This is a genomic window from Burkholderia sp. BCC0397, from assembly GCF_902832865.1.
Lineage (GTDB): Bacteria > Pseudomonadota > Gammaproteobacteria > Burkholderiales > Burkholderiaceae > Burkholderia.
Genome location: NZ_CADFDL010000021.1, coordinates 74452 through 97833, shown reverse-complemented (window position 1 = coordinate 97833; position 23382 = coordinate 74452). Strand labels below are relative to the sequence as shown.

The 23382-nt window shown below is 69.0% G+C and carries 22 protein-coding genes; 15 read left to right on the top strand and 7 right to left on the bottom strand.

Annotation, left to right across the window (positions count from 1 at the left end; all coding sequences use genetic code 11):
- Positions 1-400 precede the first annotated feature (400 nt).
- The 7 genes from HWX03_RS35580 (at position 401) to HWX03_RS35550 (ending at position 7939) form a co-directional block, all read left to right on the top strand.
- Complete coding sequence (locus tag HWX03_RS35580) at positions 401-1087, top strand: orotate phosphoribosyltransferase (protein ID WP_011546659.1); 687 nt, start codon at positions 401-403, stop codon at positions 1085-1087.
- A 240-nt stretch (positions 1088-1327) separates the two neighbouring features.
- Positions 1328-1924 carry a YbhB/YbcL family Raf kinase inhibitor-like protein gene (locus tag HWX03_RS35575; RefSeq protein ID WP_175874522.1) on the top strand — a complete coding sequence of 199 codons (597 nt, stop codon included), beginning with the start codon at positions 1328-1330 and terminating at the stop codon, positions 1922-1924.
- Positions 1925-2139: 215 nt separating this feature from the next.
- The gene (locus HWX03_RS35570; RefSeq protein ID WP_175823286.1) at positions 2140-2712 is read left to right on the top strand and encodes a flavodoxin family protein; all 573 of its coding nucleotides are present in this window, start codon (positions 2140-2142) and stop codon (positions 2710-2712) included.
- 191 nt (positions 2713-2903) lie between these two features.
- A complete protein-coding gene (gene argC, locus HWX03_RS35565) occupies positions 2904-3854 on the top strand; it encodes an N-acetyl-gamma-glutamyl-phosphate reductase (RefSeq protein WP_175874521.1) in 951 nt (316 codons plus the stop codon).
- 433 nt (positions 3855-4287) lie between these two features.
- On the top strand, positions 4288-5700 hold the full coding sequence (locus tag HWX03_RS35560; protein WP_175874520.1) for a DUF2957 domain-containing protein: 1413 nt from the start codon (positions 4288-4290) through the stop codon (positions 5698-5700).
- A gap of 145 nt (positions 5701-5845) precedes the next feature.
- Complete coding sequence (locus HWX03_RS35555; protein WP_175874519.1) at positions 5846-7087, top strand: DUF2957 domain-containing protein; 1242 nt, start codon at positions 5846-5848, stop codon at positions 7085-7087.
- An 18-nt stretch (positions 7088-7105) separates the two neighbouring features.
- A complete protein-coding gene (locus HWX03_RS35550) occupies positions 7106-7939 on the top strand; it encodes an OmpW family protein (RefSeq protein ID WP_174432440.1) in 834 nt (277 codons plus the stop codon).
- A 184-nt stretch (positions 7940-8123) separates the two neighbouring features.
- Here the strand turns inward: HWX03_RS35550 and HWX03_RS35545 are convergent, their stop codons facing one another.
- Positions 8124-9053: a LysR family transcriptional regulator gene (locus tag HWX03_RS35545; protein ID WP_175874518.1), complete on the bottom strand. Its 930-nt coding sequence runs from the start codon at positions 9051-9053 to the stop codon at positions 8124-8126.
- A 97-nt stretch (positions 9054-9150) separates the two neighbouring features.
- Here HWX03_RS35545 and HWX03_RS35540 point away from each other — a divergent pair, with 97 nt between their 5' ends.
- Positions 9151-10434 (top strand): MFS transporter, encoded by a 1284-nt coding sequence (locus tag HWX03_RS35540; protein ID WP_175874517.1) that lies wholly within the window; start codon positions 9151-9153, stop codon positions 10432-10434.
- Between the two features lie 89 nt (positions 10435-10523).
- On the opposite strand, the gene HWX03_RS35535 is transcribed toward HWX03_RS35540, so the two are convergent.
- Together HWX03_RS35535 and HWX03_RS35530 are read right to left on the bottom strand one after the other, a co-directional pair.
- The gene (locus HWX03_RS35535) at positions 10524-11159 is read right to left on the bottom strand and encodes a LysE family translocator (RefSeq protein WP_175874516.1); all 636 of its coding nucleotides are present in this window, start codon (positions 11157-11159) and stop codon (positions 10524-10526) included.
- 75 nt (positions 11160-11234) lie between these two features.
- Positions 11235-12311, bottom strand: a complete 1077-nt coding sequence (locus HWX03_RS35530) for an NAD(P)-dependent oxidoreductase (RefSeq protein WP_279612264.1) — start codon at positions 12309-12311, stop codon at positions 11235-11237.
- Here HWX03_RS35530 and HWX03_RS35525 point away from each other — a divergent pair.
- On the top strand, positions 12201-12980 hold the full coding sequence (locus HWX03_RS35525; RefSeq protein WP_175874514.1) for a Mut7-C RNAse domain-containing protein: 780 nt from the start codon (positions 12201-12203) through the stop codon (positions 12978-12980). The two genes, HWX03_RS35530 and HWX03_RS35525, sit on opposite strands and share 111 nt — an antisense overlap.
- Before the next feature lie 80 nt (positions 12981-13060).
- Here the strand turns inward: HWX03_RS35525 and HWX03_RS35520 are convergent, their stop codons facing one another.
- Entirely contained in the window at positions 13061-13297 is a 237-nt protein-coding gene (locus HWX03_RS35520) for a hypothetical protein (protein WP_174389400.1), read from the bottom strand.
- A 359-nt stretch (positions 13298-13656) separates the two neighbouring features.
- Between HWX03_RS35520 and HWX03_RS35515 the strand changes: the two genes are divergently transcribed.
- Genes HWX03_RS35515 through HWX03_RS35500 form a run of 4 tightly spaced genes read left to right on the top strand, consistent with a single transcriptional unit; the run spans position 13657 to position 17914 of the window.
- Complete coding sequence (locus HWX03_RS35515; RefSeq protein ID WP_175874513.1) at positions 13657-14862, top strand: efflux RND transporter periplasmic adaptor subunit; 1206 nt, start codon at positions 13657-13659, stop codon at positions 14860-14862.
- A gap of 5 nt (positions 14863-14867) precedes the next feature.
- Positions 14868-15566 carry an ABC transporter ATP-binding protein gene (locus HWX03_RS35510; protein WP_174432433.1) on the top strand — a complete coding sequence of 233 codons (699 nt, stop codon included), beginning with the start codon at positions 14868-14870 and terminating at the stop codon, positions 15564-15566.
- Positions 15567-15584: 18 nt separating this feature from the next.
- Positions 15585-16739 (top strand): ABC transporter permease, encoded by a 1155-nt coding sequence (locus HWX03_RS35505; protein WP_175874512.1) that lies wholly within the window; start codon positions 15585-15587, stop codon positions 16737-16739.
- 8 nt (positions 16740-16747) lie between these two features.
- Positions 16748-17914 (top strand): ABC transporter permease, encoded by a 1167-nt coding sequence (locus tag HWX03_RS35500; RefSeq protein ID WP_175874511.1) that lies wholly within the window; start codon positions 16748-16750, stop codon positions 17912-17914.
- Positions 17915-17933: 19 nt separating this feature from the next.
- On the opposite strand, the gene HWX03_RS35495 is transcribed toward HWX03_RS35500, so the two are convergent.
- The 3 genes from HWX03_RS35495 to HWX03_RS35485 all read right to left on the bottom strand — a co-directional run bounded on the left by HWX03_RS35495 (position 17934) and on the right by HWX03_RS35485 (position 20776).
- A complete protein-coding gene (locus HWX03_RS35495; RefSeq protein WP_175874510.1) occupies positions 17934-19265 on the bottom strand; it encodes a carotenoid oxygenase family protein in 1332 nt (443 codons plus the stop codon).
- 15 nt (positions 19266-19280) lie between these two features.
- A complete protein-coding gene (locus HWX03_RS35490) occupies positions 19281-19913 on the bottom strand; it encodes a DUF2239 family protein (protein ID WP_175874509.1) in 633 nt (210 codons plus the stop codon).
- Between the two features lie 131 nt (positions 19914-20044).
- Positions 20045-20776: a glutathione S-transferase gene (locus HWX03_RS35485; protein WP_175874508.1), complete on the bottom strand. Its 732-nt coding sequence runs from the start codon at positions 20774-20776 to the stop codon at positions 20045-20047.
- 39 nt (positions 20777-20815) lie between these two features.
- Between HWX03_RS35485 and HWX03_RS35480 the strand changes: the two genes are divergently transcribed.
- Together HWX03_RS35480 and HWX03_RS35475 are read left to right on the top strand one after the other, a co-directional pair.
- The gene (locus tag HWX03_RS35480) at positions 20816-21790 is read left to right on the top strand and encodes a LysR family transcriptional regulator (RefSeq protein WP_175874507.1); all 975 of its coding nucleotides are present in this window, start codon (positions 20816-20818) and stop codon (positions 21788-21790) included.
- Between the two features lie 215 nt (positions 21791-22005).
- Positions 22006-23346 (top strand): MFS transporter, encoded by a 1341-nt coding sequence (locus HWX03_RS35475; protein ID WP_175874506.1) that lies wholly within the window; start codon positions 22006-22008, stop codon positions 23344-23346.
- The last annotated feature ends 36 nt before the right edge of the window (positions 23347-23382 follow it).

The following is a 23382-nucleotide window of genomic DNA, read 5'->3' as shown; positions in this document are numbered from 1 at the left end:
GTCTGCCTGAATCGAGGGGATAGTCGACTGCGAGACGGCCCGCGACGCGCCGGATCGGCACGCCAGCGAACCTTGGCGGGTGGCAAGAGGAAAGTACAAAGTACTGAACGATTTCCAAGGGTCGCCTAGTGTACACCCCCTAAATGACCTCTGTTGGTGCACCGCCGCATCCCCGGCATCAGCATCGGACTGGTCGCACCCCGTTTGTTTCGCCGGTGGTGAGCGGCCCGGCGAACCCGCGCGAATTCCGCCGAAAACCGGCCTGAATCGGGTAAAATATCGGGCTACGCGCGCAGCGATGCGATCGGCGCTCCGATCGCGCCCCGGCCCCCAGGGCAGGTTCCCCTTGCTGCGCCACCGGGCCCGCGCCCGCTCCTCGCTCATCACCCAAGGAATGCCCATGACAGGCTACGATCGTCAGTCGATCTCGGATACGACCGCCAAAATCCTGCTCGAAGTGCAGGCGGTGCACTTCAATGCCGAAAAACCGTTCATCTTCACGTCCGGCTGGGCAAGCCCCGTCTATATCGACTGCCGCAAGCTGATCTCGTATCCGCGCGTGCGCCGTGCGCTGATGGAAATGGCGGAAACGACGATCACGCGCGACATCGGCTTCGAGCAGATCGACGCGGTGGCGGGAGGCGAGACGGCCGGCATCCCGTTCGCGGCATGGATCGCGGACCGGATGATGGTGCCGATGCAGTACGTGCGCAAAAAGCCGAAGGGTTTCGGCCGCAATGCGCAGATCGAAGGCCATCTCGAGGAAGGCTCGCGCGTGCTGCTGGTGGAAGACCTGACGACCGACAGCCGCAGCAAGATCAACTTCGTCAACGCGCTGCGCACCGCGGGCGCGACGGTGAACCACTGCTTCGTGCTGTTCCACTACGACATCTTCAAGGAAAGCGTGTCGGTCCTGAAGGACATCGACGTCGACCTGCACGCGCTCGCCACGTGGTGGGACGTGCTGCGCGTCGCGAAGGCGTCGGGCTACTTCGAGACGAAGACGCTCGACGAAGTCGAGAAATTCCTGCACGCACCGGCCGAGTGGTCGGCCGCGCACGGCGGCGCGACGGCCCCGAAGGAATGACGCCACGCCGGCACGCATGCCGGCGCACTGGCCGAGAAAACCGCCTGCTTCATCGCAGGCGGTTTTTTTTCGTCCGTCGACCGGCGCCCTGACCGATCGCAATCGCGGGCGCCGGTGTGCGTCGCTCATCGAACCCTAATGCTAGACTTGATTCATCGCCGCCATCAGCGGCGCGGGCAACACACAACGCCAACAACGCCGGGCGCCTCGGTCCGGCCCACGTGACGGGAGATGCGCCATATGCGTGTGGATCGCCGGATCACTCCGCCTGCGCCATCGGGTCGCCCGTCCCTGTTCCTCCTCCCCGCCCTCCTGTGCGCCGCCGTTTTCGCGGCGCTGCCGGCGCATGCCGAAGGCCCGTTCACCGTGACGAGCGACGACCTGACGCCCGGCGCCCGCGTGCGGCCCGCGAACGTGTTCGACCGCGGCGACTGCAAGGGCGCGAACCGCTCGCCGCAACTCGCGTGGCGCAACCCGCCGGCCGGCACGCGCAGCTACGCGGTCACGATCTTCGATCCCGACGCGCCCGGGCACGGCTGGTGGCACTGGGCCGTCGCCGGCATCCCGGCGACCGTCACGAGCCTGCCGGCCGACGCGAGCGCATCCGGCTTCCTGCGCCGCATCGGCGCGAGCGAGGCGCGCAACGATTTCGGGATCGACGGCTACGGCGGCCCGTGCCCGCCGCCCGGCAAGCCGCATCGCTACGTGATCACCGTCTACGCGCTGAAAGGCACCGACCTGCGCATCTCGCAGGGCCGCCCCGCGCCGATGTTCGAGCATGAGATCGGCACGCTCGCGATCGGCACCGCGCAACTCACGGTCACTTACGGGCAGTAAGCGCTCGCACGCCGTCGCCCGTTGCAGGTCGCGATTGCCCGCGCCCGCGAATTTCTGTGCGCGGCCCGCGCGCTTTTTTCCCGTCATTTCGGCTTGCTAGACTCGGCTGCACCGGTCGCGGCATCCCGCCGCGCATCCGTCGCGCCGCCCGAGTGCGGCGCGTGACGCGGCGAGCCTGCGGTCCGCCGTTCCCATCCCTTTCCGGAGAACGCTTCATGTCGAACATCGTCATCGTCTATCACAGCGGCTACGGTCACACGCAGAAACTGGCCGAGGCCGTGCACGCGGGTGCACAGGATGCCGGCGCCACCGCCCGCCTGATCGCCGTCGGCGAGCTCGACGACGCGGGCTGGGCCGCGCTCGACGCGGCGGACGCGATCGTCTTCGGCGCGCCGACCTACATGGGCGGCCCGTCCGCGCAGTTCAAGCAGTTCGCCGATGCCACGTCGAAACCGTGGTTTACGCAGAAATGGAAGGACAAGATCGCCGCGGGCTTCACGAACTCCGCGACGATGAACGGCGACAAGTTCTCGACGATTCAGTATTTCGTCACGCTGGCGATGCAACATGGGATGGTGTGGGTCGGCACGGGCATGATGCCGGCCAACTCGAAGGCGGCCACGCGCAACGACATCAACTACGTCGGCGGCTTCACGGGCCTGCTCGCGCAGTCGCCGGCGGACGCGACGCCCGACGAGGGCCCGCTGCCCGGCGACCTCGACACCGCAAAGGCGTTCGGCCAACGCATCGCCGAAGCGACGGCGCGCTGGGTGGCCGGCGGACGCTGAACGCACCCGGCCGGCCGCCCGCCCGCGCGCGCCGCCGTTCGCGCGGCCACGCAGCGCCGGCCGCGTGAAAGGGACACAAGACGGCCCGCGGGCCGTCTTTTTTCACCCCGCGCGGTGCAGTGCCGCCGGATGACGTCTTAAAATGGCGGTTTCAGGGCGCCGCGGCTCCCGTTTCATTCAGTGAGAGCGAAATGAGCACCAAAGTTTTTGTCGACGGCCAGGAAGGCACGACCGGCCTCAAGATCTTCGAATACCTGTCGGCACGCAGCGACATCGAGATCCTGCGCATCGATGAAGCGAAGCGCAAGGACGTCGACGAGCGCCGCCGCCTGATCAACGCGTCGGACGTCACGTTCCTGTGCCTGCCGGATGTCGCGTCGCGCGAATCCGCCTCGCTCGTCGAGAACCCGAACACCACGCTGATCGACGCGAGCACCGCGTTCCGCACCAGCGCCGACTGGGCCTACGGCCTGCCCGAGCTGACCCGCGCGCAGCGCGAGAAGATTCGTACGTCGAAGCGCATCGCGGTGCCCGGCTGCCACGCATCGGCGTTCGTGCTCGCGATGCGGCCGCTCGTCGATGCGGGCATCGTCGCGCCGACGTTCGCCGCGCACAGCTACTCGATCACCGGCTACAGCGGCGGCGGCAAGTCGATGATCGCCGAGTACGAAAGCGCCGCGCCGGGCGGCAAGCTCGCGAGCCCGCGCCCGTACGCGCTCGGTCTCGCGCACAAGCACCTGCCGGAAATGGCCGCGCACACGGGCCTCGCGAACGCGCCGATCTTCACGCCGATCGTCGGCCCGTTCCTGAAGGGCCTCGCGGTGACGACCTACTTCACGCCCGAGCAGCTCGCGAAGCGCGCGACGCCGCAGGACGTGCAGCGCGTGTTCGCCGAGTACTACGCGGACGAAGCGTTCGTGCGCGTCGCACCGTTCGATGCGGATGCGAACCTCGACGGCGGCTTCTTCGACGTGCAGGCGAACAACGACACGAACCGCGTCGACCTGTTCGTGTTCGGCAACGCGGAGCGCTTCGTCACGGTCGCGCGCCTCGACAACCTCGGCAAGGGCGCGTCGGGCGCCGCGATCCAGTGCATGAACCTCAACATCGGCGCGGCCGAGGACGCGGGCCTCAAACGCTGATTCAGCATCGCACGCCATGCAAAGCCGGCCAGTGGCCGGCTTTTTATTTACCCGTATCAGGCAATATATAAAAACACCGGATCGCGCATTTACAAATATTTACAAGCTTTCCATTGCGCGATTACCAGCGAATTAATCCAGCCCTTCCTTATCCAGTCAATCCCGAATAGGGATAAACCGGATACCGTCGATTCAAACGCTGCCGTTATGCGCAGGAAGGCGCTTCGAGAGCATGCCGAGCGTCGCGCATCCCCCACTCCGGCAGCTTTCGGCAGCCTGTCTCGCGTTTAAATTCTTACCAATTTCCTTATCGGGCAAGGATTCAAATTGCCGATCCCGTTTCAATCGCCTTTTTTAGACGGGTTCATCAATTGACAGCAAAAACCCAGGCAGCGACATTAGCTCGCACAATTAAACGATTGGAGACAGCGGCATGTCGCACGCCTTATCGAAGGGGGTGGCAACGGCCTTTGCCATTGCCCCTTTCCTGGTTGCATGTGGTGGGGGGGACTCCGGTGGCGCGCTCGCGCCGATCGATGCGCCCCAATGTTCCGGCTCGAGCTGCGGCACGCAAGGGCCGCCGCCTTCGCAGCCGATCAACGGCGCACTGTGCCCGGCCAACGCGGATATCGTGAAGAGCACGTATCTCGGCGGCGCGGGTAGCGGCGAGATCGTCAGCGTCAACATCGACGCGGTCGCGATGACGTACACGCTCAAGTGGCTCGAATCGCCGATTCCGCTGAAGACGGGCACCGTCACCCCGAGCCGCGTCGGCACGACCATCACCGGCAAGGTCATTCACCCGCCGACCGGCACGCTGCCGACCGCCGAGCAGACGCGCTGCGCGTTCGTCCTCACGCCGGGCACCGGCCCCGCGCCGGACGGCTCGACCTATTCGACGGCCGCCGACTTCAACCAGGCGAACCCGCCGATGCTGCTGGTCGGCATGGGCGTGGCGGGCGGCGGCATTCCCGGCGCGACGATCCAGTACGACGGGCTGACGATCGTCCCCGTCATCGCCGAAAACGTCGGCAAGGTGCCCAACCGGCACTTCGACTTCTATCCGTTCCTCGGCTTCGCGAACACGACGACCGACCTCTCGAAGCTGCCGGGCACGTACAACGCGCTGCTCTACCACCTCGTGCCGTCGGGCAACTACGCGACGAAGGGCTCGAACTCGAGCGAGACGTTCGATGCGAACGGCGCGTGCACGTCGAGCGGTTCGGGCGGCTGCCAGACGACCGGCGATCCGTGGAAGACGAGTGCGAAGGGCGGCTACTTCGACAGCACCAAGGCACCGCAGACGCTGCCGCAGACGCAACTGCCGATCGTCGGCGCGACCGGCAAGTCAGCCACCGCGCACATGGTGATCGGCCAGCTCAACGGCGCGACGGTGCCGGTGATCGTGCGCACGGGCAACGTGAACCTCGGCACGCCACCGCTGCACCTCGACGCGCAGGTCGACGACGAATCGGGCATCGCGGTGCTCGGCGCGGCGACGGCGGTCACGTCGGGCACGATCGATGGCGGCTACGCGGGCGCGGACTCGAACTTCAAGTACACGGCCGCGCTGATCCGCGGCAGCAACGCGTCGTTCATCAACCCGTCCACGCAGGCCGAGGAAGACGGCTTCACGCTCGACTACGGCCAGGCGACGCCGGGCCTGCTGAACGCGACGACGATACCGAAGAGCGGCCCGTCCGCATCGGGCGTGGTGATCGCGACGGGCGGGCTGTACGCAGCGCTGATCCAGGGCACGGTGAACGGCGGCGTCACGTCGACGTCGGCGATCACCGGCACGTCGTCGACCCCGTACTTCGGCGTGGGCGCGCAGATCAGCAAGTAGCGATCGAGGACGCGGCGGCCGGCCCGCCGCCGCGTGACGCAGGGAAGGCACGAAGGCGCTCGGCTCGGCGCAAGCAGGACGAGCACACAACAGAAGCGGCCGACAGGGAGCTGGCCGCCGCACAAGACAAATCTGGAGGAGCAACATGAAGCGCAACCTCATTCTGGCGGCGGCCCTTGCCGCCCCCCTTCTTTCCGCATGCGGCGGCGGCAGCGACAATCCGCCCCCGCTCGTCGAAGACCGGCTCTGTCCTGCGTCGCTCGACTACAACACCGTGTTCACGGGCGGCGCGGGCAGCGGCGAACTCGCGAAGGTCCAGCTCGACACGACCAAGATGACCTGGCAGGTCACCTATGTCGAATCGCCGGTGCCGCAAAAGACCGGCACCGTCGTGCCGACTCGCGCGGGCACCGTCGACAGCGGCACGCTCACGCAGGAAACGCTGCTGCCGACCAACAAGCTGAACCAGTGCGCATTCCGCCTGAACGGCGCGAGCCTCGGTGCGTCGCGTCCGGCGCGCATCTTCGTCGGCTTCGGCGTCGCGGGCGGCACGATTCCCGGCAAGGAGATCCAGTTCGACGGCGTGCTCGGCCAGGCCGCCGTGCCCGACACGAAATTCCCGTACTACCCGTTCATCGGCTTCTCGTCGATCGAAACCGACATCACGAAGGTCGCGGGCACGTACAGCCACATCGGCTTCGGCGAAGTGCCGTCGCAGAAATTCGGGCCGGCGTCGATCGATGCGAAGGTGACGATCAACGCGGACGGCACGTGGACCAAGTGCGACACGACCGGCCAGTTCGCCGGCGGCGCGTGCACGCAGCAGGGCACGAACTTCGTGCAGTCGGCCGACGGCAGCGGCGCGTTCCAGACGAACAACTACCGGAGCCAGCTGAAGCCGACGCTGTCGGCCACGCCGCAGGGCAAGGGCTTCATGATCGTCGGCAAGCTGCGCAACCAGCTCGTGCCGATCCTCGTGCGCACAGGGGTCGCGAACCCGAACCCGACGCCGGACAGCAACGGCGTGCCGGGCCTGACCGCCGACGACGAATCGAGCATCTCGATCCTCTCGCCGCAGACGGCCGTGGCGGCCGGTTCGCAGAACGGCGAGTACATCGGCGTCGACAGCCAGTTCGACTACCGGACCACCGCGCTGATCGACAAGCAGGCCACGCTGCTCGATCCGTTCCAGCCGTCGCAGGCGTCGCTCGCGACCGCGCTCGATCTCGACTACACGCAGAAGGTGCCGGGCACGGTCACGACGATCCACACGGGTTCGGGCAGCACGTCGCCGACCGGCAAGTTCATCTTCACGGGTGGCGTGTTCGGTTTCCTCGACAACGCGGGATCGACGCCGTATTTCACGATCGGCGCATTCGTCCAGTAAGCGGAGGGAGAAGCCGTGATGAAGAAAACCCTTCTCTGCGCGGCGGCCGGCGCCGCCGCGGTGGCGCCGCTCGCGGCGCACGCGCAGAGCGCCGGCAGCAACGTCGTCACGCTGGGCTGGTTCCACATCATGCCGCAGCAGAGCAGCACGCCGATGACGACCAACGTCGCGCCGACGCCGATCAACACGCCGCTGCGGCTGCCGCCGTCGTTCACGTCGCCGGGCACCGGGCTGCGCACGAACGGCGCGGACACCGTCGGCCTGACGGTCAGCCACTTCCTGACCGACCACATCGCGGTCACGTCGGTGGCCGGCGTGCCGCCGGTGTTCAAGGTGTCGGGCCAGGGCACGATCAAGCCGCCCGGGCCGGCCGGCGCGCTCGGCACGCAGAACATCGGGCTGGGGTCGGTCAACCCGATCGTGAAGAGCGTGCGGCAGTGGAGCCCGGCGGTGATCCTGCAGTACTACTTCGGGCAGGCCACCGCGAAGTTCCGGCCGTTCCTCGGCCTCGGCGTGTCGTACAACTGGTTCAGCGACCTGCAGCTCAACACGAACTTCATCAAGCAGACGCAGGACAACCTCGGCGCGATCCTCGCGGCGGGCGCCGGTAAGCCGGGTACGACATCGGTGGAAGCGAAAGCGTCGTCGTCATGGCAGCCGGTGTTCAACGCCGGCCTGCAATACAACCTGACGGAACACTTCGGGCTGGTCGCGTCAGTGACCTACATTCCGCTGAAGACGACGTCGACGGTGACGATCAAGGCGGCCGACGGCTCGGTGCTCGCCGAGTCGAAATCGGACCTGAAGGCGGACCCGATCATCAGCTACGTCGGGATGACGTACAAGTTCTGAGCGCGGCGACCGCCGGCAAATGGAGTGCCGCGACAAAATCGCAGGCAAAAAAAAGCCCGCCTAAGTGGCGGGCTGAATCCATATCAGAGGAGACATGGAGGAGACAGGTGCCACTATAGCGAAACAGTTTCCGCAATGCAACATTTCCGTAGAGAAAATAAGGATTTTCCCTCGAATGCGGCCTCTAGTTCATCGTTACGGCACCTGACCCCTTTCCATTCTCCCGTTCGAGCACGTCGCCCAGCGCGTCGCGCAGCAGCGCGACCGGCCGCACCAGCCGGCCCGGCAACGTGCCGTGCACGATCCACACGTTGATCCGCGTTTCCAGCCCCGCCGTTTCCACCACCCTCAGCGCATCGCGATGCGCGCTGCGCGCCAGCGCGTTCGGCGCGGCGATGCCGATGCCGGCGCCGCGCGCGACGAGTGACAACTGCAGCTCGGAACCGAATGCCTCGACCGCGACGTCGAACGGCAACCCGGCCGCGCCGAGCGCGCGGCTCAGCGCCGAACGCATCCCGCAGCCGTCCTGGCTCAGTACCCACGGAAAACCGGCCAGCGTGTCGAGCGACAGCGGGCCGTCCGGCAGCGGGAAATCGCGCGCGGCGACGAGCACCGTCGGCTGCGTGGTGAGCAGCGTCGCCGTCAACGCGTCGGGCAACGCCGCGCTCGCCGGCACCATCACGGTCGCGACGTCGAGCGCACCGCGCTCGATGCCCTGCACCAGCGCGGGCGACCAGCCGGCCGTCACGCGCAGCGTGAGGCGCGGGAACGCGTCGCGCAGCCGGTCGATCGGCCGCTCCAGCGCGAGCTCGGACAGGAACGGCGGCACGCCGATGCGCAGCTCGCCGGACGGCTCGCTGTCCGGCGAGCCCGCCGCCATCAGCTCGTCGACCGCGCCGAGCACGTTGCGCGCGAGCGCGTAGACGTCGCGCCCGGCCGCGGTCGGCTTCAGCGGTTTGCTCTGCCGTTCGAGCAGCGGCACGCCAAGCAGCGTTTCGAGGTTCTGCACGCGCCGCGTCAGGCCCGGCTGCGTCAGGTGGAGCTTCGCGGCCGCGGCGACCATCGACCCACTGTCGACGACCGCGACGAACGCCTGGAGATCACGCGTATTCAAAACAAACTCGCATAATCATGTTAGACATATTCCAATTGTCGCATAAACATCGAGCACCTACGATGGGGGGTTCCTTCGATCTTCACCCAGGCTTCCGATGAACTGCCATGCCAATCGTTGCTCCGCCCCCGTTTCGCCGTCCGTTGCCGCGCCGCCCGCACTGAGCACCGGCATGACGCTGTTCTTCGCCGCGACGGTCGGCGTGATCGTGATGGATCTGTTCGCCGCGCAGCCCCTCACCGGCCCGATCAGCGCGGACCTGCACCTGCCGTCCGGCCTCGCCGGCCTCGTCGCGATGCTGCCGCAGCTCGGCTACGCGGCCGGGCTCGTGTTGCTCGTGCCGCTGGTCGACCTGCTCGAGAACCGCCGCCTGATCGTCACGACGCTCGCCGTCTGCGCGGCGGCGCTCGCACTGCCCGCCTTCACGCGGTCGGGCACCGTGTTCCTGCTCGCGACGCTCGCGGCCGGCGCCGCGTCGAGCGTGATCCAGATGCTGGTGCCGATGGCCGCGTCGATGGCGCCCGAAGCGCAGCGCGGCCGCGCGGTCGGCAACGTGATGAGCGGGCTGATGCTCGGGATCCTGCTGTCGCGGCCGCTCGCGAGCCTGATCGCGGGCTCGGCCGGCTGGCGCGCGTTCTATCTGCTGGCCGCGCTCGCGAACGCGGCGATCGCCGTCGTGCTCGCGCTGCGCCTGCCGGCGCGCACGCCGTCGATCACGGCCGGCTACCGCGCGTTGCTCGCATCGATGGGACGCCTGCTCGCCGACGAGCCGGTGCTGCGCCGGCATGCGCTGTCGGCCGCGCTCGCGATGGCCGCGTTCAGCGCGTTCTGGACCGCCGTCGGGCTGCGGCTCGCACAGCCGCCGTTCGCGCTCGACCTGCACGGCATTGCGCTGTTCGCGTTCGCCGGCGCCAGCGGCGCGATCGTCACGCCGCTCGCCGGCCGCGCCGGCGACCGCGGCCACGGCCCGGCCGCGCAGCGGCTCGCGCACGGCACGATGCTCGCGGCGCTCGTCGTGCTCGGGATCGCCGGCGCCGGCTGGTTCGGCTTCGATGCGCACGCGCATCGCGGCGTCGCGCTCGCGCTGCTGGCCGGTGGTGCGGCGCTGCTCGATGCGGGCGTCATCGTCGACCAGACGATCGGCCGCCGCGAGATCAACCTGCTGAACCCGGCCGCGCGCGGACGCCTGAACGGGCTGTTCGTCGGGCTGTTCTTCGTCGGCGGCGCGCTGGGTGCGGCGCTCGCGGGCAGCGCATGGGCATGGGGTGGATGGAGCGCGGTGTGCGGTGTCGGGCTCGCGTTCGCCGGCGCGGCGGCCGTGTTCGGGCTGGCGGCCGGACGCAGGGCCGGCGCGGCGGCGTTGAATCGCCCGCGTGCGTAAGCGGGCAGCGGTGACGTGACGCCCCAAAGCCGAACGCCCCGCCCTCTCGCGAGGAACGGGGCGTTCGGTACGCCGGTGTCGGTCGGGAATCAGTGACGAACCAGCGCCATCATCGCGCCGAAGCCGACGAACAGCCCGCCCGTCAGCCGGTTGAACACCTTCGCGACGCTCTGGCTCTTCAGCGTGGCGCCGATGCGCGTGCCGAACGCCGCATAGACGAGATACCAGCTCACCTCGATCACCGCGAACGTGACGACGAGGATGCCGAACTGCGGCAGCGTCGGCTCGGCCGCGTTGATGAACTGCGGCAGCAGCGCGGCCGCGAACAGGATCGCCTTCGGGTTGCTGCCCGCGACCAGGAAGCCATTGCGGAACAGCACCGCGCGCGATGCCGATGCCCCTTGCGACACGGCATCGACGTCGGCCGCCGGCGCGTCGTCCACGCGCGCGCGCCACGCCTTCACACCGAGATAGATCAGGTAGGCCGCGCCCGCGAAGCGCAACGCATTGAACGTCGCCGGCCATGCCTCGAGCACCGCGCCGAGCCCCGCCGCAGATACCGCGAGCATCAACACCAGCGCGCTCAGGCAGCCGGCCATCGTCGCAGACGAGCGCCGCAGCCCGTGCCGCGCGCCGTGCGTCATCACGAGCAGCATGTTCGGGCCCGGAATCGCCGACACGACGAACACCGTCGCCACGAAAAGCCACCACGTATGCAAGTTCATGACTGCCTCTGCCTGGAATGATGTAGGGAAAACGAACTGCCGATTATGCCGTGCGCACCGCGCTTCTGTCGCGTGTCAGCGGCCCGCGCGGCGCAGCGCGACCTCGCCGAGCACCGCGAAATCCTGGTCGCCGCCGCCGTGCGCGAGCGCGTCGAGCAGGCTGTCGCGCACGACGCTCGCCACCGGCAGCGGCACCGACGTCGCGTCGCCGGCCTCCAGCGCGAGCCGGACGTCCTTCAGCCCGAGCCGCGCCTTGAAGCGCGCAGGCTCGTAGCGCCGCTCCGCGATCATCGCGCCGTAGCCTTCGTAGACGGGCCCCGGAAACACGCTGCTGGTGATCACGTCGAGGAAATCGCGCATCGCGACGCCGTGCGCGCCCAGTAGCGCGGACGCCTCGCCGAGCGTCTCGATCGCCGACGCGAGCGTGAAATTCGCGGCGATCTTCGCGACGTTCGCATGCTGCGGCAGCGAACCGAAGCGCCAGGTCTTCTGGCCGATCGCGTCAAACAGCGGCTGCACGCGGTCGATCGCCTCGGCCGGGCCGCCCGCCATGATCGTCAGGCGCGCGGCGGCCGCGACGTCGGGCCGCCCCATCACCGGCGCGGCGACATAGTCGATGCCGCGCGACGCATGCGCGTGCGCGAGCGATTCGGCGAGCGCGACCGACACCGTCGCCATGTTCACGTGGATCAGCCCGCGCGGCGCGTGGGCCAGCAGCGCGTCGTCGAACACCGCGCGCGCGGCGGCATCGTCGCCGAGCATCGAGAACACGGCGTCGCCGCGAAACGCGTCGGCCGGCGTGTCGACGATCTGCGCGCCGAACGCTGCCAGCGGCTCGGCCCGCTCGCGCGACCGGTTCCAGACCCGCACCGTGTGGCCCGCCTTCAGCAGGTTCGTCGCGATCGCCTGCCCCATTTCGCCCAGCCCGATAAACCCGAGATCCATGTCCCGCTCCTTCGTTCCGTGAAGCCGCGAGTTAAACACAGATGCCGGCGCTCTGCAGCGCCTGCCGCCGGCCGGGCGCGGTGCGATACTGCCCGGATGGCGACCGCGACCTTCCGCTTTCACGGCGAACTGAACGCCTTTCTCGCGCGCCCGCAGCGCGACCGGGCGTTCGCGCACGCGTGCGCCCGCGACGCGACGGTCAAGCATGCGATCGAGGCGCTCGGCGTCCCGCATACCGAAATCGGCCGACTGTGCGTGAACGACGCGCCGGCCGCGCTCGAGCGGCCGCTCGACGATGGCGACCGCGTCGAAGTCTTTCCCGAATGCGCACGGCCGGCGGCCGACGGTGCAATCGGGCTGCAACCGGCGTCATGGCGCTTCGTCGCCGACGCGCATCTCGGCGGCCTCGCGCAACTGCTGCGCCTCGCCGGCTTCGACACCTGCTACGACAACCACTACCGCGACGACGAACTCGCGGCGCTGGCCGAGCGGGAGAACCGGATCGTGCTGACGCGCGACCGCGAGCTGCTCAAGCGACGCGCGGTCGTGCGCGGCTGCTACCTGCATGCGCTGCAGCCGGCCGACCAGTTGCGCGAACTGTTCGAGCGGCTCGATCTCGCGCCGCACATGCGGCCGTTCCGGCTGTGCCTGCGCTGCAACGCGCCGCTGCATCCGCTCGACGCGGCCGCCGCCGCGCCGCGCGTGCCGGCCGGCGTCCGGCTGCGGCACCGGCGCTTCGCCGCGTGCGACGTGTGCCGGCGCGTGTTCTGGGAAGGCTCGCACTGGCGGCGCATGCGCGCGGTGGTCGACGCGATGCGCATGCCGCCGCCCGTCCGGCCCGACCATCCCGGCGAACGGGGCGAAACCGGCGCCTGAAAAAACAAAACCCCGCATGCCGGAGCATGCGGGGTTGGCCGACCGATGACCGGCAACGCCGGCCGTGGCGGCAGAACCGCTTAGTTCTGCGTGCCTGCGTCGTTCGTGCCGGCGGCCGATGCGGCAGCGGCCTTTGCCTTGCCCTTCGCCGAACCGTGGGTCTTCAGCTGGTGCTTCGGCTTGCTGTGATCCTTCTTCATCGGCGCGGAAGCGGGCGCCATCGCGCCTGCCGGCGCCGACGCCGCCTCCTGTGCGAATGCCGAAACCGATGCGAGCGCGAATGCCGCGGCGATGATCGAAGCGAGCGTCTTCTTCATTGTTCTTCCTTTAGCGGAGAAAAAATCAAACGTACCGGTAATCAAAGATGCGAGGCATTCGCACCGGAGCCCCAGGCCGCGAGGCCGGCTTGCGCCGTTCCGTCGCGACAAAACCTGACGCACTGGTTCCATAACGCACCGCGTTCGCGGCAAGTTGACACGTTGCTTGCATCCTCGGGTTTCCCCGGGGGCAGGCGCGTCAGCCGGTGCCGACGGGCCGGACACGACGCCGCCGGACGGCGCCGCAAACCGGCTCGCGCGGTGCCGGGGCGACGCTTATACTGGCGTCCATCCGTCCCTTTCCCCGGAAACCGGATCGCGGCCGGTCGCACGACCGCCGCCGTCTCGAGGCGCTCAAATTGCCCGATCACAATCTGGACAAACTGAAAATCGACCGGCGTCCGATCGCCCCGGTGCCGCGCCGGCGCCGGTGGGCACGCTATGCGGTCGCCGGCGCGCTCGTCGTCATCGCGATCGTCGCCGGCCTCGCGCTCACCGGCCGGCCGACCGTCGACACCACGTCCGTCACGTCCGCCTACCCGTACCAGAACGACACGCAGCTCAATGCGACCGGCTACGTCGTGCCGCAGCGCAAGGCCGCGGTCGCGTCGAAGGGCCAGGGGCGCGTCGAATGGCTCGGCGTGCTCGAAGGCACGCGCGTGAAGCAGGACCAGATCATCGCGCGGCTGGAAAGCAACGACGTGCAGGCGTCGCTTGCCCAGGCGCGCGCGCAGGTGCAGGTCTCCCGCGCGAACCTCGGCGTCGCGCAGGCGGAACTGAAGGATGCGGAGATCGCATTGCGCCGCACTGCCGCGCTCGCGCCGCGCGGCGCCGTGCCGGCCGCGCAGCTCGATACCGACACGGCGCGCGTGAACAAGGCGCGCGCGACGCTCGATAGCGACCAGGCCGCGATCGCGTCGGCCGAGGCGAACGCGCAGGCCGCGCAGGTTGCGGTCGACCAGACGGTGATCCGCGCGCCGTTCGACGGCATCGTGCTCGCCAAGCATGCGAACGTCGGCGACAACATCACGCCGTTCTCGTCCGCGTCGGACAGCAAGGGCGCGGTCGTGACGATCGCCGACATGGAGACGCTCGAGGTCGAAGCCGACGTCGCCGAATCGAACATCGCGAAGATCCGCGCCGAGCAGCCGTGCGAGATCCAGCTCGACGCGCTGCCTGACATGCGCTTCGCGGGCCGCGTGTCGCGCATCGTGCCGACCGTCGACCGCTCGAAGGCCACCGTGCTCGTGAAGGTGCGCTTCGTCGACCGCGACGAGCGCGTGCTGCCCGACATGAGCGCGAAGATCGCATTCCTGTCGAAGCCGGCGACAGCACAGGACCGGCAGCCGGTGACGGCCGTGCAGGCGAGCGCCGTGGTCGAGCGCGACGGCCGGCCAGTCGTGTTCGTCGTGAAGGACGATGCCGTGCATACGATGGCCGTGACGAAGGGCACGCGGATCGGCGAGCTCGTCGCGATCCGCGGCGTGAAACCCGGCGACACGGTCGTGCTCGCACCGGGCGCGAAACTGAAGGACGGCACGAAAGTGACCGTCGCGAAGAAGTAGCGCGCGTGAACGACGCCCCGCCGCCCCTCGTCGAGCTCAGCCACGTCGCGAAGTCGTACCGGCGCGGCAACCAGATCGTGCCCGTGCTGACCGACATCACGCTCGACATCGGCGAAGGCGACTTCGTCGCGCTGATGGGGCCGTCGGGCTCCGGCAAGAGCACGCTGCTGAACCTCGTGGCCGGCATCGACCGGCCCGACAGCGGCGAGCTGCGCGTGGGCGGCCTCGACATCTCGCAACTCGCCGAGGCGCAACTGGCCGAATGGCGCGCCGCGAACGTCGGCTTCATCTTCCAGTTCTACAACCTGATGCCCGTGCTCACCGCGTTCGAGAACGTCGAGCTGCCGCTGATGCTCACGCACCTGTCGCGCCGCGAGCGGCGCGAGCGCGTCGAGCTCGTGCTCGACATGGTGAATCTCGGCGATCGCACGAGCCATTACCCGTCCGAGCTGTCGGGCGGCCAGCAGCAGCGCGTCGCGATCGCGCGCGCGCTGATCACCGATCCGGTGCTGATCGTCGCCGACGAGCCGACCGGCGACCTCGACCGCGCATCGGCGACCGACGTGCTGGCGATGCTGCAGCGGATGAACGCCGAACTCGGCAAGACGATCATCATGGTGACGCACGACGCGCACGCGGCCGGCGCCGCTCGCTCGCTCGTCCATCTGGAAAAAGGGGAGCTGATCGATGGGCACGCCGTCTGACCGACGGGAGCGCGCGACATGTACGTGCTGAAGCTGATCGCGCGCAACGCGCTGCGGCACCGGCTGCGCACGCTCTTGACCGTGCTCGGGCTCACGATCGCCGTGCTCGCGTTCGGGCTGCTGCACACCGTCGTCGACGCGTGGTACGCGGGCGCGGCGGCCGCGTCCAGCGGGCGACTCGTCACGCGCAACGCGATCTCGCTGGTGTTTCCGCTGCCGGTGAGCTACGAGAACCGCATCCGCGGCGTCGACGGCGTGACGGCCGTGGTCCGCTCGAACTGGTTCGGCGGCATCTATCGCGACCCGAAGAACTTCTTCGCGAGCTTCGCGGTGTCGGACAACTATCTCGACCTGTATCCGGAATTCATCCTGCCGGCGCAGCAGCGCGCCGACTACGACCGCGACCGCCGCGGCTGCCTCGTCGGCCGCCAGCTCGCGACGCAGTTCGGCTTCAAGGTCGGCGACGTGATCCCGCTGAAGGGCACGATCTATCCGGGCACGTGGGATTTCGTCGTGCGCGGGATCCTCGACGGCCGCGACGATTCGACGATCACGCGCCAGCTGGTGTTCCACTGGGATTACCTGAACGAGACGGTGCGCAAGCGCACGCCGAAGCAGGCCGACCAGGTCGGCGTGTTCGTGCTCGGCGTCGCGAACCCCGACGACGGCGCGTCGATCGCGCGCAACGTCGACGCGGTGTTCAAGAACTCGCTCGCCGAAACGCTGACCGAGACCGAGCAGGCGTTCCAGCTCGGCTTCGTCGCGATGTCGAACCAGATCATCGCAGCGATCCGCCTCGTGTCGTACGTGGTGATCCTGATCATCATGGCCGTGATGGCCAACGCGATGGCGATGAGCGCGCGCGAGCGCACGGCCGAATACGCGACGCTGAAGGCGCTCGGCTTCGGCCCCGGGTTCCTCGCGCTGATCGTGTTCGGCGAATCGGTCGTGATCGCGGTGGCCGGCGGCGGGCTCGGCATCCTCGCGACGCCGCCCGCCGCGAGCCTGTTCAAGCAGGCGGCCGGCGGCCTCTTCCCGGTGTTCAAGGTGTCGACCGAAACCGTCGCGCTGCAGGCCGCGTGTTCGGTCGCGGTCGGCCTCGCGGCCGCGCTCGTGCCAGCGTGGCAGGCCGCGCGCGTGCGCGTCGTCGAAGGCCTGCGGGCGATCGGATAGAGGCTCGCATGGCGATCCCGCTCACCTACATCGCGCGCAACCTGTGGACCCGGCGGCTCACCACCGCGCTCACCGCGGGCGGGATGGCGCTCGTGATCTTCGTGTTCGCGACGGTGCAGATGCTCGACGCAGGGCTCACGAAAACGCTCGTGTCGACCGGCGAACCGGACAACGCGGTGGTGATCCGCAAGGGCGCCGAGACCGAGATCCAGAGTTCGATCGACCATCAGCAGGCCAACGCGCTCGAGATGCACCCGGCCGTCGCGCTCGGCCCCGACGGCCGCCCGCTCGTGTCGAAGGAAGCCGTCGTGCTGATCTCGCTCGTGAAGACGTCGACCGGCAAGCCGTCGAACGTCGTGATCCGCGGCGTGTCGCCGGCCGGCCTCGCGCTGCGGCCGCACGTGACGCTCGTGGCCGGCCGCCCGTTCGCGCCCGGTTCGTCGGAGATCGTCGTCGGCAGCGCGATCGCGAAAGGCTTCAGCGGCACGCAGCTCGGCGACCGCCTGCATTTCGCGCAGCGCGACTGGACCATCGTCGGCATCTTCGACGCGGGCGGCAGCGGCTTCGACTCGGAGATCTGGGGCGACGTCGACCAGCTGATGCAGTCGTTCCGGCGCACCAGCTATTCGTCGATGGTGCTGCGCATCCCGAGCACCGACGGCTTCGCGCGCTTCAAGGCCGACATCGACGTCGACCCGCGGCTGACCGACGAGGCGAAGCGCGAGCAGACCTTCTACGGCGACCAGTCGAAGGCGCTGTCGACGTTCATCAACATCCTCGGCATCACGCTGTCGACGATCTTCTCGATCGCCGCGATGATCGGCGCGATGATCACGATGTATGCGTCGGTCGCGAACCGCGTGGCCGAGATCGGCACGCTGCGCGCGCTCGGCTTCAAGCGCACCAACGTGCTCGCCGCGTTCCTGCTGGAGGCGCTGCTGCTCGGCTTCGTCGGCGGTGTGATGGGGCTCGCGTGCGCGTCGCTGATGCAGTTCGCGTCGTTCTCGACGACCAACTTCCAGACCTTCTCGGACCTGTCGTTCCGCTTCGTGCTGACGCCCGCGATCGTCGTGAAGACGCTCGCGTTCTCGCTCGTGATGGGGCTCGTCGGCGGCTTCCTGCCGGCGATGCGCGCCGCGCGGCTGAAGATCGTCGACGCGCTGCGCGCGCAGTGATGCGCGCCGCCGCTCACGTTCAACGTTCGTGCGGCACCCACGCGCCGTGGAACCCAGCCGGCACGCGGCGCGGCAGGTGCACGGTCGCAACCGGCCCCGCGTCGATCGCGCGCGCATCGAGGATCACGACGTCGCTCGTATCCGTCGCCGCGCGGTAGACCATCACCACCAGCCAGCCGTCGTCCTCGTCGGCACCGCCCGGGCGCGGCACGAACACCGGCTCGCCGTTCTGGTCGCCGGCCGGCACCGCGTAGCGCGTCGTCGTGCCGCGCGCGTGGTCGAAGCGCATCACGCCGCGCATTTCCGCATTGTTCGGCTGCTCGACCGCATACAGGTAGCGGTAGGAGCGCCCAGTCCGGCTTTCGTTGATGCGCGGCAACTCGATGCCGCCGTCGGCGAGCGGCCCTTCGTCGATCAGCCCGTTCGCCGTATCGATCACGTAGCGCCACAGCTCGCCGACCGGGTTGTCGGCGAAGCGGCCCGTGCGCGCGTCGAGCCGCAGGAACGACGGATAGCGTACCGCGTCGAGCACGATGCACGACGCGTCGCAGTCGTACGCGTTCACGACGTGCTGGATGAAGCACGGCTCGACGCCGAACCAGCGTACGTCACCGCCGTGGCGCGGCAGCACGCCGATGCGCGCGGGCCGGTCGTCGTGCCAGCGCAGCGGCATCCGGTGGCCCTGCTTCAGCAGCGAGAAATCGTAGCCGACGTTCAGGTCGAGCAGCAGGCTGCGGGTTTCGGTGATCGCGAGGTCGTGCATCATCGACGGCGCGTTCAGCTCGATCTCGAGATCGACGCGCGGCACGCCCTGCGCATCCACGACGCCGTAGCGCAGCCACGGTGCGCGCCAGTCCGCGCGGAACATGATCAGCTCGCCGGTCACCGGGTCGATCTTCGGATGCGCGGTCATCCCGCCGTCGAAGCCCGCGTGCCGTGCCGGCATGCCGAGCGAATCGAGCGCGGCGGTAATCGCGAGCGGCGCGCCGCCCTCGGCCAGCGCGAGCAGTTCGCCCGCATGCTGCAACACGTTCACGTTCGGATTGGTGTCGGGCAGATGCGGCGCCTGCCCCGGTGCGTGGACGGCGGCCCAACGCTGCGTGCGCGCCCAGCGGTTCCGGTAGCCGGCCGCGCGGCCATCGTCGAACGCGATCGCGTGCAGCATCGCGGCCTCCGGCCACCACGACAGCACGTCGTTGCCTTCGAAGCGGCCGCCCGGCGGGTTCGGGCCGTTGCGCAGCAACGTGCCGTCGAGTTCGCGCGGAATGACGCCCGTCACACGCAGGTCGACGATGTCGACTTCGTCGGCGACCGGCGCGATCGCGCCGCGGTTCAGGTCGAATACGGTCATCGCGTCGGCGCTCCGTCAGCAGTCGTCGGCGGACGGCGGCAGATCGCCGCGCGCCAGCGCGAGCGCATGGTCGCGCACGTCGTCCGGCCAGCCGGCGACCAGTTCGGCCAGCCGCGCCGGATCGTTCGCATACAGCGCCCGCGCGGCTTCCTCGAAACCGGGCAGGTCGCCGGCCATCGCCGACATGAAGTGGTAGGCGCGCGCCTGTGCGTCGCGCTGCCGGTCGGCCGCCGCATGCGTGCGCCGCGCGTCCTCGACGAGCTTGCGCAGCGCGACCGACGCGCCGCCCGGCTGCGCGCCGAGCCATTCCCAGTGACGCGGCAGCAGCGTGACCTCGCGCGACACCACGCCGAGCTTCGGCCGGCCGCGGCCGCGCTGTTCGCCCGCGCCCGCGCCTGCCGGCTCGCCGGCGCCGCCGGATGCGTCGCCCGACGGCACCGCGTAGCGCGCGCGAATGTCGTCCGCCGTGCCGCGCAGGTCGAGGTCGATCGAGCGGCCCGTCGCGTCATCGAAGATCAGGATCGAACCGGGCATCGCGTCGCCGGCCGCTTGCCGGGCCGTGAGCGCGACCGCCGCGAGCGGGCCTGAGGCGAGCCGCCGGTGGCCGTCGAAGGCCGTGTACGAAGGGAGGAGCGTGGAAGTCGTCATGGTGGTCGCCCGCAGGCTGGAATCGGAATGACGCTATTTTTATCCGGGTATTAATTGGATGTCAATATTATCCGGGTAAAAACCATCGTCATCATCGAATTCCATCCTGCGGGGGCGACCGCGGTGGCCGATCAGATCGCCCGCGCCGGCGCCACGATGCCGCGCGCGCTGGCCAGCGCGTCGTCGAGCGATACATGCCCTTCGAACGCCGACGACGACGCCGGCGGCAGGTTCTCCTCGATCGCATGCGCGAACTGCACGCCGGCATCGTCGGCGAGCCGCTCGCGCAGTGCGGCGACGCGCGGGAACGCGTCGCGCTCGAACACCGCGTGATAGTCGGCCCAGCGCGCGATCCCGGCGAAGTACGCGTCGGCCAGCGTGCGCCGCGCGCCGAGCAGCCATGGGCCTTCGCCGCGCTCGAGCAGCGCTTCGAGTTGCCGGTGCGCCTTCAGCACCTCGCCGCGGCCGTACGCCTGCAGCGCCGCTTTCTCGGCGCCTTCGGTGTCGTGTTCGTACACGTACCAGAGCGCGCCGAACGCGCTGAAGAACGTCGTGTTCAGCCACGCCAGCATCCGGTTCAGCCGGTCGAAATCCGCGCTGCCCTGGCGAAACGCGAGGCCGCTGTCGAGCGCCTGCGCGCCGATATGGCCGAGGATCGCGATGCTTTCGGTCAGCACGTCGCCGTTCGCGGTGACGAACGCCGGCGTCTCGGCGACGGGGTTCAGCGCAAGGAACGCATCGCTCGTCACGAGGCCCGGCATCGTGATGCGCGACAGCCGGTACGGGCGGCCGGTCCATTCGAGCGCGACGATCGAGCCGAACGAGCAGCCGGCGGGAATACCGTAGAGAAGGATCGGAGACATCGGGAATTCCGCAGAAGTTGAACGAGCAGTCATGCTCCCATGGCGAACGATGGCGCAGTAGCCACTAAAATTGAAACCCGTCGTTTCTCCGTGTGGACGCTGGAAATGAATCTGAACGACCTCTACCTGTTCGTGCAGGCCGTCGACGCCGGCAGCATGTCGGCGGCCGCGCGCCGGCTCGACCTGCCGAAATCGACGGTCAGCAAGCGCGTGGCCGAGCTCGAGCGCACGCTCGGCGCGCGGCTCGTGCATCGCACGTCGCGCAGCTTCCGGCTCACGCCGGTCGGCGCCGAATTCTTCGAGCATGCGCGCGCCGCCGTGATCGAGGCCGAAAGTGCGCGCGACGCGGTGCTGCGGCAGGCCGCCGAGCCGGCCGGCGTCGTGCGGATCACGAGCTCGGTGCCGGTCGCGCAGCACATCCTCGCGCCGTGCCTGCCGGCGCTGGCGATCGCGCACCCGAAGCTGCTGCTGCAGATTCATGCGAGCGACCGCCTCGTCGACATTGCACAGGAAGGCTTCGACATCGCGGTACGCAGCCATTTCGCGCCGCTGCCCGATTCCGCGCTCGTGCAACGGCCGCTGGCGGCGTCGCCGATCGTCGTCGTGGCGGCGCCGGCCTATCTCGCGCGGGCCGGCACGCCCGACACACCGGCCGATCTCGCGCAGCACGACGGGCTCCACCCGGGCCCGCAGCCGTGGCGGCTGCAGCGCGGCGGCGACGCCGTCGACGTGACGCCGCGCCTGAGGCTGCAGGCCGACGAATCGACGCTGCTGCTGCAGGCAGCGACGGCCGGCCTCGGCCTCGCGTGCCTGCCCGACTGGATCGCCGGCGCCGCGCTCGCGTCCGGCGCACTCGTGCGCGTGCTGCCCGGCTGGTGCGCCGGCACCGTCACGACGACGCTGCTGATGCCACACCGGCGCGGCCAGTTGCCCGGCGTGCGCGCCGCCGTCGAGTTTCTCGCGCAGCATGTGGCGCGCCATCACGGCAGCGGCGCGGACGACGCGCACGCATGACCGCGCACCTCGTTCGATCGATTCAAATGCTGAATCGATCAAGTCAGCAATTGGCATGAAAGCGCAAATGTCGACATGACAGAATGGCCCGGACGCTCCGCCTGCATCGGCGTCCGGTGCCCGGCCTTCCGCCGGCGGCACTCATCTACGAAAACGCGCGCACCCGACGCGCCTGCCGCACGACGGCACCTTCCGCCCTTCGGAGGAGACAAGTCATGAATCCGCTTCACGCGCTGCCGGTGTCCGCATCGGCAACGGCCCGGCGCACCCGCGTGCGCTGGCTGGTGCTGGCCGTCCTGTTCGCGGTCACGACGATCAACTACGCGGATCGCGCGGCGATCGCGATCGCGGGCCCGGCGCTGGCCCGCTCGATGCACCTGAGCCATGTGCAGATGGGCTTCATCTTCTCGGCATTCGGCTGGTCGTACGTGATCGCGCAACTGCCGGGCGGCTGGCTGCTCGACCGCTACGGATCGCGCATCGTCTATGCGTTCAGCATTTTCTTCTGGTCGCTGTTCACGCTGCTGCAGGGCGGCATCGGCTTCTTCGGTGGCGCAGCCGCGTTCGCGCTGCTGTTCGGGCTGCGCTTCCTGGTCGGCGCGGCCGAGGCGCCGTCGTTCCCCGCCAACAGCCGGATCGTGTCCGCGTGGTTCCCGGCGCCTGAGCGCGGCACCGCGTCGGCGATCTTCAACGCCGCGCAGTACGCGGCGACCGTCGTGTTCGCGCCGCTGATGGGCTGGCTCGTGCACGCGTTCGGCTGGCAGTCGGTGTTCGCGGTGATGGGCGTGCTCGGCTTCGCGTTCGTGCTGGTGTGGAACCGCACGATGTTCGACCCGAACGCGCACCCGAACATCAACCGCGCGGAACTCGACTACCTCGCCGAAGGCGGCGCGCTCGTCAACATCGACCAGGCGACGGGCGCGCGCGACGGCGGCCCGTCGATGCGCCACGTGAAAGCGCTGCTCAGGAACCGGATGCTGGTCGGCGTGTACGTCGCGCAGTACTGCATCAACGCGCTCACCTACTTCTTCATCACGTGGTTCCCCGTCTATCTCGTGCAGGCGCGCGGGATGTCGATCCTCAACGCGGGGCTCGTCGCGTCGATCCCCGCCGTGTGCGGCTTCCTCGGCGGGATTCTCGGCGGCGTCGTGTCCGATGCGCTGCTCAAGCAGGGCCGGTCGCTGTCGGTCGCGCGCAAGGTGCCGATCGTGATCGGCATGCTGCTGTCGATGTCGATGATCGTCTGCAACTACACCGATTCGCACGTGCTCGTCGTGGTGTTCATGGCGCTGTCGTTCTTCGGCAAGGGGCTCGGCGCGCTCGGCTGGGCCGTCAACGCCGACACCGCGCCGCGCCAGATCGCCGGCCTGAGCGGCGCGCTGCTCAACACGTGCGGCAATCTTTCCAGCATCACGACGCCGATCGCGATCGGCTATATCGTCGACCGCAGCGGCTCGTTCAACGGCGCGCTCGTCTATGTCGTCGCGCATGCGCTCGTCGCCGTGATCTGCTACCTGTTCGTCGTCGGCGAGATCCGCCGCGTCGAGCTTCAATGAACGACGTGGGCCGCGCGCCAACGGAACCAGGAGCGA

Excerpts from the sequence above, each read along its gene's own strand:
- HWX03_RS35560 (WP_175874520.1), top strand. The coding sequence starts at position 4,288 with ATGTCGCACGCCTTATCGAAGGGGGTGGCAACGGCCTTTGCCATTGCC.
- HWX03_RS35480 (WP_175874507.1), top strand. The coding sequence starts at position 20,816 with ATGGCGAACGATGGCGCAGTAGCCACTAAAATTGAAACCCGTCGTTTC.
- HWX03_RS35575 (WP_175874522.1), top strand. The coding sequence starts at position 1,328 with ATGCGTGTGGATCGCCGGATCACTCCGCCTGCGCCATCGGGTCGCCCG.
- HWX03_RS35475 (WP_175874506.1), top strand. The coding sequence starts at position 22,006 with ATGAATCCGCTTCACGCGCTGCCGGTGTCCGCATCGGCAACGGCCCGG.
- HWX03_RS35500 (WP_175874511.1), top strand. The coding sequence starts at position 16,748 with ATGGCGATCCCGCTCACCTACATCGCGCGCAACCTGTGGACCCGGCGG.
- HWX03_RS35555 (WP_175874519.1), top strand. The coding sequence starts at position 5,846 with ATGAAGCGCAACCTCATTCTGGCGGCGGCCCTTGCCGCCCCCCTTCTT.
- HWX03_RS35485 (WP_175874508.1), bottom strand. The coding sequence starts at position 20,776 with ATGTCTCCGATCCTTCTCTACGGTATTCCCGCCGGCTGCTCGTTCGGC.
- HWX03_RS35505 (WP_175874512.1), top strand. The coding sequence starts at position 15,585 with ATGTACGTGCTGAAGCTGATCGCGCGCAACGCGCTGCGGCACCGGCTG.
- HWX03_RS35550 (WP_174432440.1), top strand. The coding sequence starts at position 7,106 with ATGAAGAAAACCCTTCTCTGCGCGGCGGCCGGCGCCGCCGCGGTGGCG.
- HWX03_RS35495 (WP_175874510.1), bottom strand. The coding sequence starts at position 19,265 with ATGACCGTATTCGACCTGAACCGCGGCGCGATCGCGCCGGTCGCCGAC.
- HWX03_RS35570 (WP_175823286.1), top strand. The coding sequence starts at position 2,140 with ATGTCGAACATCGTCATCGTCTATCACAGCGGCTACGGTCACACGCAG.
- argC (WP_175874521.1), top strand. The coding sequence starts at position 2,904 with ATGAGCACCAAAGTTTTTGTCGACGGCCAGGAAGGCACGACCGGCCTC.
- HWX03_RS35580 (WP_011546659.1), top strand. The coding sequence starts at position 401 with ATGACAGGCTACGATCGTCAGTCGATCTCGGATACGACCGCCAAAATC.
- HWX03_RS35490 (WP_175874509.1), bottom strand. The coding sequence starts at position 19,913 with ATGACGACTTCCACGCTCCTCCCTTCGTACACGGCCTTCGACGGCCAC.
- HWX03_RS35525 (WP_175874514.1), top strand. The coding sequence starts at position 12,201 with ATGGCGACCGCGACCTTCCGCTTTCACGGCGAACTGAACGCCTTTCTC.
- HWX03_RS35540 (WP_175874517.1), top strand. The coding sequence starts at position 9,151 with ATGAACTGCCATGCCAATCGTTGCTCCGCCCCCGTTTCGCCGTCCGTT.
- HWX03_RS35520 (WP_174389400.1), bottom strand. The coding sequence starts at position 13,297 with ATGAAGAAGACGCTCGCTTCGATCATCGCCGCGGCATTCGCGCTCGCA.
- HWX03_RS35530 (WP_279612264.1), bottom strand. The coding sequence starts at position 12,311 with ATGCTTGACCGTCGCGTCGCGGGCGCACGCGTGCGCGAACGCCCGGTC.
- HWX03_RS35535 (WP_175874516.1), bottom strand. The coding sequence starts at position 11,159 with ATGAACTTGCATACGTGGTGGCTTTTCGTGGCGACGGTGTTCGTCGTG.